We start from the raw sequence: 14,791 nt of genomic DNA on the forward strand, positions 1-14,791 counted from the left end.
CATGACCGATATCCAAGCCCTGTTTGAGCGCATTGCCCCCCTCTACGATCGCCTCAATGATCAATTGAGTTTTGGTCTGCACCATGTGTGGAAACAGATGGCCGTGGACTGGCTCGAACTCCCTCAGGGGGCAACGGCTTTGGATCTGTGCTGTGGCACGGGGGATTTAAGTCGTGTACTGGCGCGGCGGGTGGGGCGGCAGGGGCGGGTGGTGGGCTTGGACTTTGCTGCCGCCCCGCTGGCGATCGCCCGCCAACGGAGTTACCATTACCCGCAAATTGAATGGCTCCAAGGAGATGCCTTAGCAGTACCCTTTGCAGCTCAAACATTTCAGGGCATCACGATCGGCTACGGGCTACGCAACGTGGTGGATATTCCCCAAGCGCTCAGGGAAATGTTTCGGCTGCTTGTCCCCGGTGGGCGAGCTGCCATCCTCGACTTTAGCCATCCCCAAACCCCCGCCCTACAGCAATTTCAGCAATGGTATTTACAGCAGTGGGTAGTTCCTACGGCACGTCAGTATGGATTGGCAGCCGAGTATGACTACTTGTGGCCGAGCATTCAGGCCTTTCCCACTCCGCCTATCCTCTGTAAACTGATTCAACAAACGGGTTTTGAAAGTGTGAAGCATTATCCTCTGCTGGGGGGACTCATGGCGATTACTGTTGCCCAAAAGTAATCGAGTTAAAAATGTGAGGCTTCACTTTTGGGGGAATCCTCTAAGCTATAGATAGGAGATAGGTAAACCGCAGGGGGCAGTATGTATAAAAAAATTCTCGTTGCAGTTGACGACAGTGAACAGGGGGAACAAGTTTTCCAGGCGGCACTGGATTTGGCACAACACTACCAAGCTCGCATGATGCTGATTCATGTCCTCTCCCCTACCAATGAATCCTATCCTGACCCAATCTTTACGACACCTTTGGCTTCAGGCGTATATGTGGGACTGCACGAGGAAGTGATGCGTGCCTATGCCGAGCAGTGGGAAAACTTTGAGCAAAAGGGCTTGGAGATGCTGCGCAACCTCACCCAAATTGCCACTGAAAAGGGGGTGCCCACCGAATTTACCCAAGCCTTGGGGGATGCGGGTCGTGCCATTTGTGATCTGGCCAAGGATTGGGAAAGTGATTTGATTGTGCTGGGGCGGCGGGGTCTCAAGGGCTTGAGTGAATTTTTCCTCGGCAGTGTCAGTAACTATGTCCTCCACAATGCCCACTGTTCTGTACTCACCGTCCAGCACCGCCGTGATTGAGACTCCCGTTCGCATTAAGTTCCTTCTACAACCTACCCGTCCTGAGTGGGTAGAGCAAGCGATCGCTCACCTAGATACGATTTTGCTCGATCACTCCCACTGTGAGCGCAAAGCTGCTGGGGTAGCGATCAATCTCATGTTTCGCTATCCTTCCCACAAACCATTGGTGGATGCCCTCACCGATATTGCCCAAGAGGAACTCGACCACTTTCGCCAAGTCAATTGGCAATTAGAATGCCGCCACATTGCCCTTGCGCCCCTAAGTGCGCCCCCCTATGCCTCTCGCTTGAATGCAGCTGTCCGCCAACAGGAACCCCAGCGCTTCTTGGATAGCCTATTGGTCTGTGCCTTGATTGAAGCCCGCAGCCATGAGCGATTACAGTTGCTCGCGCAGCACTGCCCCGATCAGGAACTGGCAGAGTTCTTTGCTCGCTTAGTGACCTCCGAGGCACGCCACTATGGCACCTATTGGTACTTGGCCTCTGGGTCCTTTGGTCAAGAGGTAGTGGCAGAGCGATTACAGCAGTTGGCTGCCCTTGAAAGTGAAATTCTCAGCACGCCCTATCCCCTGCCCCGGATCCACAGTTAGCCTTAAATAGCTGGCGGTGTTGCCCCTTGAGCAGTCGTGGGCTGACCGACCGTAACGCGTACCGTTTGGCCAAATTGCTCCAAAACCACTGTGGGTGTGGTGTCATAGGCATCAATTGCCCGAACAAGCACATTGCCCGCGATCGTATCCCCCACTTGTACCGTGCGCGTCACATTCTCCTTGGGTGAGCGAATAATCGCTTGTAGGCGGCCATTCACTGCGGCCACACCAAAAACTTGCACAGCTTGGGCATCAGCGGGTGGGGGCGGCGTTGGTGGTGTGGGCCGGCTAGGGGTACCACCAGTACCTGTACCGGTGCCCCCTGTTCCAGAAGTGCCATTGCCACCTCCTGCCACAGTGCCACCATTGTTAACGCCACCAGTCTCTGGTACCCGAACTGGATTAAAAGGATTCGCGCGACCAATATTCGAAAGCCCCTCAATGTAGGTTTTGGGGTTGGTGGGGGGGTGAGGGCGGCAACCGCAGAGCCAGCAGCACTGGGTTTGGGTGCGGTGGCTTCAGGGGTGGTGGGAGTTGCTGCGGGGGGAACAGGGGGTTGATTCGTAATTTCTGTTTCAGTAACCATCAAGCCACAGCCACTGATTGCTGAGGCTAGCCACCCGGCTGCAATGGTAACAATCTTGGTGCGCTGTTTGAACATTTGGCTCTCACCCTTGGATGATGGTCTGGTGGTGCAGATATGCTCTTTGTTGCCTACTATAAAATGTACTGTTAGCTTGTAGTGGCTATGCATAGGCAGTTGCCAAAGTGGTCTTAGGTGCTCTTAGGGACCGCCAGTTGCTGTGGGGGCGATCCCTCGGTACACTGAGAACAACTGTAACGTTATTTACGGAATGAATTGGTCATGAGTGCTAAGCCCGTCGTGATTGCTCCCTCCATTCTCTCTGCGGACTTTAGTCGTTTGGGTGAAGAGATCCAAGCGGTAGATCGGGCGGGAGCCGACTGGATCCATGTGGACGTGATGGATGGTCGTTTTGTTCCCAATATCACGATTGGGCCATTGATTGTTGAGGCGATTCGCCCCTTGACCCAAAAGCCCCTCGATGTGCACCTCATGATTGTCGAGCCAGAAAAATACGTGGCTGATTTTGCCAAGGCCGGTGCAGATATTATCTCTGTCCATGCTGAGCACAATGCCTCACCCCACCTCCATCGCACCCTCTGTCAAATTCGTGAACTGGGCAAACAGGCGGGGGTAGTGCTCAATCCCTCGAGCCCTCTGGAACTCATTGAGTATGTCCTGGAGGTCTGTGACCTCGTCCTAATTATGAGTGTTAACCCCGGTTTTGGGGGTCAGAAGTTTATTCCGGCAGTGCTGCCGAAAATTCGGCGACTACGGCAACTGTGTGAAGAGCGTGGCCTAGATCCATGGATTGAGGTGGATGGTGGACTCAAGGTGGACAATACTTGGCAAGTCCTTGAAGCAGGCGCCAATGCCATTGTGGCCGGTTCAGCCGTCTTTCATGCCCCCGACTATGCCGCTGCGATCGCCGGTATTCGCAATAGCAAACGCCCTAGCCCTGAGTTGGTGACTGCCTAGGCGCCGGTTTCTGATCGAGCCTCAAATCGCTGCCAGGAAAAGGCTTTGAGGTGGCGATCGCCCGTCTGGTGCAGGATCAAGTTGGCCATCAGCTTCGCTGTAATTGGGGCAAGCAAAATACCATTGCGGTAATGCCCCGTTGCCAGGTAAAGATTAGCAGCTGGTCCTTGACCCAGAATGGGTAAGTCGTCGGGGGTAGCTGGACGATACCCCCACCAGGTATCCATCACTTCGTAGCTTGCCAATTCTGGAATAACGGCGGTGGCACGGTTCAGCAGTGCTTGCAGGCCAGCAACCGTAGTCCCTTCTTGAAAACCGACATCTTCACTGGTGGCACCCACCACCACTTTGCCAGAGCGACGCGGCACAAGATAGAGCTGATCCCCAAAGATCACATGGTTCAGCAGAGGTTGCCCCGGTGGTTTCAGTGCCAACATTTGCCCCTTGCGAGGGGTGACGGGTAGAGGCAGGAGGCTTTGTGCCCATGCCCCTGTGGCCAGAATGTAAATCCCCGCAGACCACCGCCCGCGATCGCTCTCTAACGCTGTAATGTCTCCCTGCGGCGTTTGCTGAAAACGTTGAACAGTAATGCCCTCAATGACTTCGATGCCAAGAAGGCGAGCCGCACTCACCAGCACCTTGGCCAAGTTGCGTGTGTTCACCTGGCCATCTTGGGGAAACCACCAAGCCCCTAGCACACTCTCCGCAAAGCCCGGCTGGTAGCTTGCAAGTTCAGACCTATCCAACCAGCGGCTGTCGGGCTCCATGGGGTGGGAGCGATCCCGCTGTCGCTCATCGGTCACTGGTGCCAAAATGCCACAGGGCCAGTAGCCCGCATCCAGCCCCGTAAGTTGTTCGAGCTTGTCAATCCAACTGGGATACAAATTGCGGCTTGCCGTACACAAATTCCACATGGCTCCTGCCGGCAAACCTTCTGCTTGGGGGGCGAGCATTCCCGCTGCTGCATGGAGCGCTGCTTCCCGAAACTGGCGACTGAGAACCGTGGGCCGTGCTCCCCGCAATGCCAATTCGATGGCGATCGCCAGCCCCATGGTGCCGCCGCCAATAATCAAAATGTCCCGCTGTTCATCCCCCAGGATCATTCTTGATGCTTCAATGCCAACTTACCCATTTCTTTATCTTGGCACCTGTCACCCCTTAAGGGTAGCCCAAACTTCATCGGAGAAGACGTGCTCAGCCTACTGGCTTGAGGTGAACTGGTTATAATTAAGAGCGATCGCGGTGGATTTACTGCCGCTGTGTGGTAACTGTCCATGATCTCATCCGGCTCTCACTACCCGATCTTTGGTCCTGAAATCCGTTGTCCCCACTGTCGGCAAATCATTCCCGCTCTGACCCTCACCGATACTTACCTGTGCCCGCGCCACGGCCCTTTTGAAGCAGATGCCAAAACCGGCGAATTGATGCACCTGCAATCCGGTCGCATTTGGCGTCTCTGGGAAGGCGAATGGTATCGCCAGCACACCCACCCCGACGGCATTCGCTTTGAAATCCACGATGCCCTCGATCGTCTCTACACCCAAGGCTACCGTGCCACCAAAGTCATTATTGCCGAACGCTATCGGAATCTCTTTTGCGCCTACCTCGAACGCAGTACCCCTTGGGGAGGCACCACAGATCCGCAAATGCTGCGCCTGTTTGGCTTGCCCGTTGAGTTTAGCCCCCCCGCTAGCCAAGAGGAGCGCTGGGATGTGATTAACTTTGATCTGGAAAAAGAACCCGGTGCCCCCATTCGCCCCCCCTATTTTCGGATGTTTGACTAGTGATGCTCACCCTCGCCGACTGTGGCGAACTAGAATTGATTGCCCGCCTGCGCCCCTATTGCCACCAGGAATTGATTGGGGATGATGCAGCGGTGTTGTCCCTACCCCTTGGGGAACAACTCATTGTTAGTACCGATGTGCTGGTTGAGGGGGTGCACTTTAGTTTGGGGATGACCGATACCCCCGTCACCATGACACCTCAGGATGTTGGCTGGCGATCGCTGGCCGCCAATTTATCAGACCTTGCAGCCATGGGGGCATTGCCCTTGGGGTTAACCGTGGGTCTAGCAGCACCTCGCAACTGTCCTGTGGCAATAATTGAGGGCATTTACCAAGGGATGGCTACCTGTGCTCAGGCCTACGGCACCAGTATTATCGGTGGTGATACCTGTCGCTCTAGTGTCCTCAGTCTCAGCATCACGGTCTTGGGCAGTGCGCCGCCAGAACGGATTATTTATCGCAATCGCGCTCAAGTGGGGGATGTCATTGTTGTAACGGGTGTTCATGGGGCCTCTCGAGCGGGTCTCGAATGCCTTTTGTATCCCCAGGGGGCAAGCACCGTCCCTGCAGAACTGCGGCAGGCATGGATTCAAGCCCATCAACGTCCCCGACCGCGGTTGGATATTGTCCACTGGCTGCGCCAACAGGTCCCCCCGCCGCGGCTTGCCGGCATGGATAGCAGTGATGGTCTGGCGGCTGCCGTCCTGCAAATCTGTCAAGCCAGTGGGGTGGGGGCGGTTCTTTGGGCAGAGCGGATTCCGATAGTGGACTATGGCGATCGCCTGCAGGCCCTGAACTGGGCGCTCTATGGCGGTGAGGATTTTGAATTGGTATTGTGCCTTTCCCCAGAATTGGCTCAGGCTCTCTGTGGAGCAGCGGGTGAACGCGCCGCCATGGTTGGCGAAATTATTCCTGAAAAAAGGGTGCAACTCAGGCTCAATGGTGAATTATTACCCGTCCAAGTCGATCGCCTCTTTCAGCACTTTTAAGGGGTTAGTGGGTTAAAGCACAGCAACAGTTGCAGCAATGGGTATTCAGGGAAGGCGCAGCCGTCAAGGAATATTACAAAAATTCATAAAACTTGGGGGCGATCGCCAGCAAATCCCCATAAATTTATACATTTCTTAAAAAATACCGAGCCACCCCCGAATCGTTCTAATCTAAGTTAGCGCGTTAACTAAAAGTAAAGGGAGCCTCTTAGTAACCATGGTTGTCAAAGCAAGTGGTGGAAGCTCGGTTGCCCGCCCGCAACTTTATCAAACAGTCCCCGTTTCAACGATTATCCAAGCCGAGCAGCAGGATCGCTTCCTGAATCGGGGTGAACTGGCTGAACTCGCTGTTTATCTGCGCTCCGGGGCAAAACGCCTTGAAATTGCCACCACCCTCACCCGCAACGCCGACATCATTGTTTCCCGTGCTGCCAACCGCATCTTTGTCGGTGGTTCCCCCATGGCCTTTCTCTCCCGTCCCCAAACTGAAGAAGCCCCCCAATTCACCACTGGGGCAAGGGGCGAAGCCATTGACATGAAAGAAGCCATGAAGCTGGGAACCGCAACCTATGTGGACACCCGTGGTGGGTTCCTAGAGGGATTGCGCTCCATCTTTAGTGCGTCCAGTGGCGGTGCGCCCGTGGGCTTCAAGCCGATCAACATTGCCCGCTATGGCCCAGCGCGCATGGAAAAATCCCTGCGGGACTTGGATTGGTTCCTGCGCTATACCACCTACGCCATTGTGGCCGGTGATCCCAACATTCTGGCGGTGAATACCCGCGGCTTGCGGGAAATCATTGAGGCTGCTTGCTCCAGTGATGCCACGATTGCTGCCCTGCAGGAAATGCGGCGGGCAGCTCTCAGCTATTTTGAAAAAGACGCCGAAGCCAAGGGCATTGTCGAAACCTACTTTGACGTTCTGATCAACGAATTTATTGCCCCCGCCCCCTCCGATAAGGTGCGGCAGCGCAACTCCACCGATCTACAAGGTCTGCAGCTGCCACAGATTTACTTCAATGCCGCCGAGCGTCGTCCCAAATTTGTGATGAAGCCAGGGCTATCCGCTGCCGAGAAGAACGAAGTAGTTAAGGCCGCCTATCGGCAAATCTTTGAGCGCGACATCTCCCGGGCCTACGGTTTGGGTATCTCCGACTTGGAATCGAAGGTGAAAAATGGCTCCATCTCCATGAAGGAGTTCATCCGCCAACTGGCCAAATCGCCTCTCTACCGCAAAAACTTCTACGAACCCTATATCAACAGCCGTGCCCTAGAACTCGCCTTCCGCCACATTTTGGGTCGTGGGCCCTCTAGCCGCGAGGAAGTGCAAACCTACTTTGCCATTATTTCCAAGGGGGGTCTCCCTGCCTTGGTGGATGCCCTTGTGGATTCCAAGGAATACAGCGACTACTTTGGCGAAGAAACGGTGCCCTATCTGCGGGGTCTGGGTCAAGAGGCCCAAGAGTGTCGCAACTGGGGTGCCCAACAGGATCTCTTCAAGTACAGTGCTCCCTTCCGCAAAGTTCCCCAATTCATCACTACCTTTGCTGCCCAAGATCAGCCCCTGCCAGATCAACACCCCTATGGGTCCGGCAACGATCCCCTGGAAATTCAGTTTGGCGCCATCTTCCCAAAAGAAAAGAAAAACTCCAGGACTCGCCCTCAACCCTTCAACAAAGACACCCGCCGCATTCTCATTGCGCGCGGGCCAGGGATCAACAATCAGGTGAGCAATCCAGCAGCCCGTGGTGTCACCCCCGGTACCCTAGGGCCAAAGGTCTTCAAGCTGGATCAGCTTCCCAGCATCAATGCCCGCATTGGCAAGCGCTCCATCGCCACGGGCGGCGACAGTGTCAAATTTGCTGAAAGTTCGACCCAGCGAGTGATTCGTGCCGCTTATCTCCAAGTTTTTGGCCGTGATGTCTATGAAGGGCAGCGCCAAAAAGTCGCTGAGATCAAACTGGAGAACGGTGAAATCTCTGTCCGTGAGTTTGTGCGGATTTTGGCCAAGTCAAACCTCTTCCGCAGCCTCTACTGGACACCACTGTACGTCACGAAGGCGATTGAATATATTCACCGTCGCCTCTTGGGTCGTCCCACCTATGGTCGCCAAGAGATGAATGCCTACTTTGACATTGCCTCGAAGAAAGGTCTCTATGGCTTGGTGGATGCCATCATTGACAGCCAAGAGTACAGTGAAGCCTTTGGTGAAGATACGGTTCCCTACGAGCGCTACATTACGCCCCAGGGTCTGGCTCTGCGATCGCTACGGGTGGGGACAATTGGCGAAACTGGTGTACCCCCTGAAAAAGAAGAAACACCTCGCTTTGTCGAACTGGGGGCGGTCACCGAACTGCGCACTGAGCCAGCGATTCAGTTCCGTGCCAATCAAGGGGTGAGCAAGCGCCGCGAGCAGACCAAGGTCTTCAAGCTCACGGATCTCAACGACAAGCAAAATCTGCAACTGGTGATTCAGGCGGCCTATCGTCAGGTTTTTGAGCGGGATGTTGCCCCCTACATTGTTCGCGATGAGTTTACCGCCCTTGAATCCAAGCTCAGCAACGGCGAGATCACCCTCAAGGAGTTCATCGAAGCCTTGGGTTGCTCTGAACTCTATCAGAAGGAGTTCTACACCCCTTACCCCAACACCAAAGTCATTGAACTGGGTACCAAACATTTCTTGGGGCGGGCACCCGTTGATCAAGCGGAAATTCGCCGCTACAACCAAATTCTTGCCACCCAGGGCTTAAAGGCCTTTGTCCAAGCCCTCGTCAGTAGTGCTGAATACGCTGAAGCCTTTGGTGAAGATACGGTGCCCTATCGTCGCTTCCCCACCTTACCAGCGGCCAACTTCCCCAACACTGAGAAACTGCACAATCAACTCACGAAGCAAAGTGATGCGATTGTCGTGCCCAGCTTCGCGCCGGTCAAACCTCGCCTCGATAACACGAAGCTGCCGCTCCTTAGTCGGGCGATCGCCGAGCAAGAAGCTAAAGCCCGTCAAGCGGATCCCAGCAAGCCCCGCTTTATCGAATTGGGACGCTCCTTCCGCAATGGCGATGGTCAATCGGTGGAAGTGGGGGTCGGTACCACCCGTCGCCGTCCCGCTCGTATTTTCCGCATGACCGTGGGTGCCCCTAGTGCTGAAGTGGAGCTGGTCATCAATGCCATCTACTGCCAAGTGATGGATGTCTTTAGTGGCCAAGTGCCGAGCCAGTTCCGGCGCCCTGATCTGGAAAGCCGCCTGCGCAATGGTGAAATTACCGTCCGCGAGTTTGTGCGTACACTGGCCAGCTCGGAGATCTATCGCAACCGCTTCTACACCCCCTATCCCAACACCAAGGTGATTGAGTTCCTCTTCCGTCACCTCCTTGGTCGCGCCCCAGCCACCCAAGCGGAAATTCGCCAATACAACAAAATCTTGGCGGATCAAGGCCTCAAGGCTGCTGTCGAAACGATGGTAAATAGCCCTGAGTACAGCCGCTACTTTGGCGAAGATGTCGTGCCCTACAAACGCTTCCCGACGCTGCCAGCGGGCAACTACATTGGCAGTGTCAAAGCCGATGCCGACTTGGTGAAGCAATCCTGGTCGAGCCTCTCGCCCTCATTGGTGGGGATTCAGCCCAGTCATCGCGACTAGGGTACGCTGCCACTAACCACTTGTGAATCAATCCACTAGCGGATGCTCCTGTAGGGGTGTCCGCTTTTTTGCGCGACAAGACCACGTTAAAATATCTTAAAGATTTCCAATTCTGAAAAACCCGCAAAATCCCCTCCTGGTAAGGGTTGGCAGTCTTTCTATAACCAGTAAAAAATGATAGAGTACAAAAATTCACATTTTAATTTCTATCCATTGCTGTCCCCATTGAGTAGGAGTGTCCGTTACTTTGGAGACCCACAAAGAAAAGATACTCGTTGTTGACGATGAAGCGAGTATTCGTCGCATCTTAGAAACTCGGCTGTCAATGATTGGCTATACCGTCGTCACTGCTGCCGATGGCGAGGAAGCCCTGACCACCTTTCGGCAGGAGCAGCCAGATTTAGTGGTGCTTGATGTGATGATGCCGAAACTAGATGGCTATGGCGTCTGTCAAGAACTGCGCAAGGAATCGGATGTCCCGATTATTATGCTCACTGCCCTTGGCGATGTTGCTGATCGCATTACGGGGCTAGAACTGGGGGCCGATGATTATGTGGTCAAGCCCTTTTCCCCCAAGGAGTTGGAAGCCCGCATTCGCTCGGTACTGCGACGCATTGAGAAGACCAATACCTCTGGCATCCCTAGCTCCGGGGTGATTCAGGTGGGCAATATTCGCATTGACACCAATAAGCGGCAGGTCTACAAGGGGGATGAGCGCATTCGTCTCACGGGCATGGAATTTATGCTCTTGGAATTGCTGGTAGGACGCTCGGGCGAGCCTTTCTCCCGCGCAGAAATTCTGGAGCAAGTGTGGGGGTACACCCCCGAACGCCATGTGGATACACGGGTGGTGGATGTCCACATTTCCCGCTTGCGGGCTAAATTAGAGGAAGACCCCAGTAATCCAGAATTAATCTTGACCGCACGGGGCACAGGGTATCTCTTTCAGCGCATTACTGAACCGGGAGAAGCAAGCAACAAAAATCAATAGCTGCTTGGCTTGAGGGTGAGCCATGAATCAAAAACGCTGGCGCTGGTCAGAGGTGGTGGGTCTAGGTCTGACGGCTGTGGCTCTAGGCATTGTTGCCTTTATGCAGCAGGATGCCCTGCGTCAATTACAAGCTCAAACGGGCGAACAATTCACCGATGCCGAATATGAGCGCCAGAATGCTCAAACCATTACTCAAATGCAGCTTTTGGCAAAGTTACCTTCCTTTGGGTTTGACAATTTAGTTGCCGATTGGGCATTTTTGCAATTTCTGCAGTTTTTTGGGGATTCTGCTGCCCGCCAAGTCACGGGTTACGACGACGTACCTGCTTTCTTTGAGGTGATTATTGCCAAGGATCCCGGCTTTGCCCAAACCTATCCCTACCTCTCGACGGCAATTACGGTGTATGCAGGACAGCCACAAACCGCTGTGGCTTTGATGGATCGGGGGCTGGCTGCTATGGATCCCGCCTATCAACCAACGGCCTACTTGGCATGGGTGTTTCGGGCTATGGATGAATTGCTCTTTTTGGGCAACGGCCGAGCGGCAGCGGAGTCCTACGATCGCGCGGCGGCTTGGGCAGAACTGAATCCAGAGCCACAGGTACGTGCTGCAGCAGGGTATTATCGCTCGTTGGCACAAACCCTACGGCGAGATCCCGACAGTCGCATGGCCCAGATCAATGCCTGGATTTGGGCATTGGTCAATGCTGTCAGCGATCGCTCGCGACAAACAGCCATAGAAAATATTGAGCGCCTAGGGGGCAAAGTCTCACGGCTCCCCGATGGTACTTGGCAAATTCGCCATCCTGAAGATCTGCGGTAACCCCTGTGGAACGGACTATTGCCGAAATTAATGAAAAGATTACAGCAGGCAAAGCCACGGTTTGGACATTGGCAGAACTCAAAGCCCGTCTTGAAAGCCTGAGCATTGCCGAAGCAACCCGCCAAGTGGATGTGATTACGACGGGTACGTTTGAACCCATGGAGTCCTCCGGGGCGATCATTAACTTGGGACCGACAGATCCGCCCATTAAACTGCGGCAGTGCTGGCTTGATGGCATTCCCGCCTACAGTGGTTTTGGCGCTGTGGATCTGTACCTTGGGGCGGCCCAATCGCTGGATCCCAACTCTGAAGCAGGAGAAGCCGACAGTCTGCGGGAACGGGGGGGTGGCCATGTCATTGCCGATTTGATTGCGGGTAAAGCCATTCCCCTACGGGCGGTGGGCTGTGTTACGGATTGTTATCCCCGCGCCAGTTTAGAAACGGTGATTAGCAAAGACACCATCAACCAGTTCTATCTCTATAATCCCCGCAATCTGTATCAAAATTTTATTGTGGGTGTGAATGGGGGCGATCGCCCCCTCTATACCTATCTGGGTCCACTGCAACCGCAATTGGGGAATGCCGTTTATGCCTGTGGCGGTGCCCTCTCACCTCTGTTGAATGATCCCTACTTGCGATTGGTGGGGATTGGCACGCGCATTTTCCTCGGTGGTGGCATTGGTTATGTGGCCTGGGAAGGCACCCAACACTTTCCGTTGCAAAAACGCCTGGCCAACGACACCCCCATTGGTCCAGCCGCAACCCTTGCCCTCATTGGTGATGCCAAGCAAATGGATCCCTTTTGGGTGCGCGGTTGCTATTTCAAGCACTATGGGGCCTCTCTGATGCTGGGGGTGGGGGTTCCGCTGCCGGTGTTGGATCAAGAGGTCATTGCCCGCTGTGCCATTCGCGATGAGGACGTAGTGGCACCGATTATTGATTTTTCAATTCCTCGCCGGGTACGTCCCACCTTCGGCCTGGTCAACTATGCCCAACTCAAGTCCGGCAGCATCAAAATTGAAGGCAAAACCGTGCGCACTGCTCCCCTGACCAGCCTCTACTTGAGTCAACGCATTGCCGAAGTCCTCAAGGATTGGATTTACAGTGGTCGTTTTACCCTGACAGAACCCATTGCCCCTCTGCCGCGCGATCGCGCCTTTTTACCGCAACAACCTTGGATGCCCGCTGTCAGTGAGGATTAGTGAGGGTGGCAACCCTCCTTTCGCTATACTGACAAATAGTTCAACCGCCTTGGCCTTGGAATTCTGCAGTGCCTGACCTACGTGATTCAGACTACTGATAAACTCTTACGGAGCGGTGTTTAATAAAATAAAGATATAGGGCTCTGGATTCCAGCGATCGCGGACAACCCAAAAGTTGCATCCTTCATCAGCTCAAATCCATCATACGTATTCTTACGGTTGTTGCATGTTCTAGTTGTGTGTCAGTCTCAGCATTAGGGTAGAGGTCAAAGGCTGTGCAGTATCTCGCCGAAGTGATTAAAAAAACGGGTTTTATGGGGACGAGATCCGAGTTGAAATTATTGATGCGTGAGCAGTCGGGCTACTGGCACCCTGTCCCCCAAAACGAAGAAACGATTCCCTTTGACAATAGTCGCGACTACGGCAATGGCGTGCTGGTCTTTGTGGAAATGGCCGCTAACCGCCAAATTCAAAACGTAGATGAAGCGGCTCGCCGCCTCACGGGTATTTTGCACGGCTTTACACGGATGCGGGAGCGTTTCCAAAGTCAAGAGGAAGAAATTGAAGGCTGGAAGCAATCCCTCCTATATCAGGCGGAAGCGCTTAATCAACGGGAACAGGAATTTGAGCAGCGCAAAGAAGAACTCCAGGAACTAGAGGCACAACTGGCTGGCGCTGAAGAGCAGCTGGCACAACTCAACAAACTACGGGAGGAATTGACCGCAGAGGAAGAGCGGATTCAAGCGGAACGCCAAGCCCTTGAAAATTTACGCCACCAAGTCCATCAAGAGCAGCAGCGCTGGGAACAACTCAGATCAAGCCACAGCAATGGCCTATCCCCAGAACAAATTCGCCAAGTGGACTCGATTGTGCAGCAGTTGGCAGAGACCCTCAGCAGTGGTGGGGGTTCCCAAATCGCCGAATGTTTCCAAATTTTAGACCAGCAGCAGGCCTTGCTGAGCCAATACTGGCAGCAACTGGAGCAACTAGAGCAGGAAGTGAGCCAGCGGCAAGCCACCCTAGAGCAGCAACTTCAAGCTTTCCATGCAAAGGAGGAGACCTGGCGCACCGCTCAAGAACAATTTTGGCAAGACAGTCGGGCGATCGCCCTACAGGAGGAACTCTGCCGCTACAAACAGTCCGTTCTTGAAAAAGAACGCCACCTCCTTGCTCAACAGGAGGAAATGATCCAGCAAATGCGCCAAGCCATGGTCAGTGATCTCACAGAGGCAGTGGATGTGAATGCCCTGATGAAAATGCCCATGGAGGAACTCGAAAAAGAAGTGGCCAACCGAGGCAATGACCTCAAGCGTGCTTCTGCCTTTGTCAACGATCAAGAAGAAGAGCTAAAAATGGCTCTGGAGTCCCTAGCAGAACTGGAGCAAAAAATTAAAGAAGCCAGTGACTTCGATCGCCTGCAACTGGCGGGGGAACTAGAGGATGAGCGCCAGCGCTGTAATCTGCTCAATCAGGCCCTTGAGGGACAACGGCAAAATATTCGTGAAAAAGAAGCGATCTACAAAATTCACAAGCAAGTGTTAGAGGCCCGCAAAGATCCGGCCTCGCAGCAGGGCATTAGCCTCATTCCCATTCTCAGTGAACTTGAACACCAGTTTCAGGACTACAGTGTGGCCGTCAATCAACTCGCAGAGGAATTGCAGCAGGCCTATACCGATCTCGAAAGTTTGCGCCACGACCTCGAAGAGCGCCGCAAGCTGCAACAGCAGCAAAAAGATCAACTGAGCCAAGAAGAACAGGCACTGATTGAAGAACAACGTTTACTCGCCGCCAAACGGGGACAGGCAAATCTGCTGCGGGAAATTTTACAACCCGTTCAAGATCGTCTCAATCACCTGCGCCAAAGCTTAGAGGGACTCAACCAAAATATCCTCAATGGCCGCCCCAGTGCCCTCATTTCTGACTTGCAGCAGGTGGTTATGAATCTGGGGCAGGGGGCTTAGCC

The 14,791-nt window shown here is 54.0% G+C and carries 14 protein-coding genes; 11 read left to right on the forward strand and 3 right to left on the reverse strand.

The genetic code is table 11. The features are described 5' to 3' along the window. Position 1: 1 nt before the first annotated feature. The 3 genes from ubiE (at position 2) to miaE (ending at position 1,841) form a co-directional block, all read left to right on the forward strand. Positions 2-679, forward strand: coding sequence for a bifunctional demethylmenaquinone methyltransferase/2-methoxy-6-polyprenyl-1,4-benzoquinol methylase UbiE (ubiE, locus tag NK55_RS08870; RefSeq protein ID WP_024125402.1), 678 nt, complete (start codon positions 2-4; stop codon positions 677-679). Between the two features lie 81 nt (positions 680-760). Next, positions 761-1,252 carry a universal stress protein gene (locus NK55_RS08875; RefSeq protein WP_024125403.1) on the forward strand — a complete coding sequence of 164 codons (492 nt, stop codon included), beginning with the start codon at positions 761-763 and terminating at the stop codon, positions 1,250-1,252. After that, complete coding sequence (gene miaE, locus NK55_RS08880; protein ID WP_051372832.1) at positions 1,209-1,841, forward strand: tRNA isopentenyl-2-thiomethyl-A-37 hydroxylase MiaE; 633 nt, start codon at positions 1,209-1,211, stop codon at positions 1,839-1,841. The genes NK55_RS08875 and miaE overlap by 44 nt, the downstream gene beginning before the upstream one ends. Positions 1,842-1,843: 2 nt before the next feature. On the opposite strand, the gene NK55_RS13545 is transcribed toward miaE, so the two are convergent. Further along, positions 1,844-2,083 carry a hypothetical protein gene (locus tag NK55_RS13545; RefSeq protein WP_162147182.1) on the reverse strand — a complete coding sequence of 80 codons (240 nt, stop codon included), beginning with the start codon at positions 2,081-2,083 and terminating at the stop codon, positions 1,844-1,846. Continuing rightward, positions 2,056-2,502 carry a hypothetical protein gene (locus NK55_RS13550; protein ID WP_051372834.1) on the reverse strand — a complete coding sequence of 149 codons (447 nt, stop codon included), beginning with the start codon at positions 2,500-2,502 and terminating at the stop codon, positions 2,056-2,058. Before NK55_RS13550 ends, NK55_RS13545 begins: the two co-directional genes overlap by 28 nt. Before the next feature lie 204 nt (positions 2,503-2,706). Between NK55_RS13550 and rpe the strand changes: the two genes are divergently transcribed. Further along, on the forward strand, positions 2,707-3,402 hold the full coding sequence (gene rpe / locus NK55_RS08890) for a ribulose-phosphate 3-epimerase (RefSeq protein ID WP_024125405.1): 696 nt from the start codon (positions 2,707-2,709) through the stop codon (positions 3,400-3,402). Here the strand turns inward: rpe and thiO are convergent. Beyond that, complete coding sequence (thiO, locus tag NK55_RS08895) at positions 3,399-4,505, reverse strand: glycine oxidase ThiO (RefSeq protein ID WP_024125406.1); 1,107 nt, start codon at positions 4,503-4,505, stop codon at positions 3,399-3,401. The genes rpe and thiO overlap by 4 nt on opposite strands. A 171-nt stretch (positions 4,506-4,676) precedes the next feature. On the opposite strand from thiO, the gene NK55_RS08900 reads away from it, so the two are divergent. From NK55_RS08900 to hmpF, 7 genes are all read left to right on the forward strand, one after another. Beyond that, positions 4,677-5,186, forward strand: a complete 510-nt coding sequence (locus tag NK55_RS08900) for a TIGR02652 family protein (RefSeq protein ID WP_024125407.1) — start codon at positions 4,677-4,679, stop codon at positions 5,184-5,186. A 2-nt stretch (positions 5,187-5,188) separates the two neighbouring features. Beyond that, the gene (thiL, locus tag NK55_RS08905) at positions 5,189-6,175 is read left to right on the forward strand and encodes a thiamine-phosphate kinase (protein WP_024125408.1); all 987 of its coding nucleotides are present in this window, start codon (positions 5,189-5,191) and stop codon (positions 6,173-6,175) included. Positions 6,176-6,392: 217 nt separating this feature from the next. Further along, a complete protein-coding gene (locus NK55_RS08910; protein WP_024125409.1) occupies positions 6,393-9,812 on the forward strand; it encodes a phycobilisome rod-core linker polypeptide in 3,420 nt (1,139 codons plus the stop codon). Positions 9,813-10,047: 235 nt separating this feature from the next. After that, entirely contained in the window at positions 10,048-10,803 is a 756-nt protein-coding gene (gene rpaB / locus NK55_RS08915; RefSeq protein WP_071823306.1) for a response regulator transcription factor RpaB, read from the forward strand. A 22-nt stretch (positions 10,804-10,825) separates the two neighbouring features. Further along, entirely contained in the window at positions 10,826-11,626 is an 801-nt protein-coding gene (locus tag NK55_RS08920) for a hypothetical protein (protein ID WP_024125411.1), read from the forward strand. A gap of 5 nt (positions 11,627-11,631) precedes the next feature. Beyond that, a complete protein-coding gene (locus NK55_RS08925) occupies positions 11,632-12,828 on the forward strand; it encodes a homocysteine biosynthesis protein (RefSeq protein WP_024125412.1) in 1,197 nt (398 codons plus the stop codon). A 314-nt stretch (positions 12,829-13,142) separates the two neighbouring features. Beyond that, complete coding sequence (gene hmpF / locus NK55_RS08930; protein WP_255325242.1) at positions 13,143-14,789, forward strand: pilus motility taxis protein HmpF; 1,647 nt, start codon at positions 13,143-13,145, stop codon at positions 14,787-14,789. Positions 14,790-14,791: the final 2 nt, after the last annotated feature.

Origin of the sequence: Thermosynechococcus sp. NK55a, from assembly GCF_000505665.1 — a bacterium.
Lineage (GTDB): Bacteria > Cyanobacteriota > Cyanobacteriia > Thermosynechococcales > Thermosynechococcaceae > Thermosynechococcus.

Bases quoted from the DNA above. Each gene is read 5' to 3' on its own strand.
- NK55_RS08920 (WP_024125411.1), top strand. From the start codon at position 10,826: ATGAATCAAAAACGCTGGCGCTGGTCAGAGGTGGTGGGTCTAGGTCTG.
- rpe (WP_024125405.1), top strand. From the start codon at position 2,707: ATGAGTGCTAAGCCCGTCGTGATTGCTCCCTCCATTCTCTCTGCGGAC.
- ubiE (WP_024125402.1), top strand. From the start codon at position 2: ATGACCGATATCCAAGCCCTGTTTGAGCGCATTGCCCCCCTCTACGAT.
- NK55_RS08875 (WP_024125403.1), top strand. From the start codon at position 761: ATGTATAAAAAAATTCTCGTTGCAGTTGACGACAGTGAACAGGGGGAA.
- miaE (WP_051372832.1), top strand. From the start codon at position 1,209: ATGCCCACTGTTCTGTACTCACCGTCCAGCACCGCCGTGATTGAGACT.
- hmpF (WP_255325242.1), top strand. From the start codon at position 13,143: ATGGGGACGAGATCCGAGTTGAAATTATTGATGCGTGAGCAGTCGGGC.
- thiO (WP_024125406.1), bottom strand. From the start codon at position 4,505: ATGATCCTGGGGGATGAACAGCGGGACATTTTGATTATTGGCGGCGGC.
- thiL (WP_024125408.1), top strand. From the start codon at position 5,189: ATGCTCACCCTCGCCGACTGTGGCGAACTAGAATTGATTGCCCGCCTG.
- NK55_RS13550 (WP_051372834.1), bottom strand. From the start codon at position 2,502: ATGTTCAAACAGCGCACCAAGATTGTTACCATTGCAGCCGGGTGGCTA.
- NK55_RS08910 (WP_024125409.1), top strand. From the start codon at position 6,393: ATGGTTGTCAAAGCAAGTGGTGGAAGCTCGGTTGCCCGCCCGCAACTT.
- NK55_RS08900 (WP_024125407.1), top strand. From the start codon at position 4,677: ATGATCTCATCCGGCTCTCACTACCCGATCTTTGGTCCTGAAATCCGT.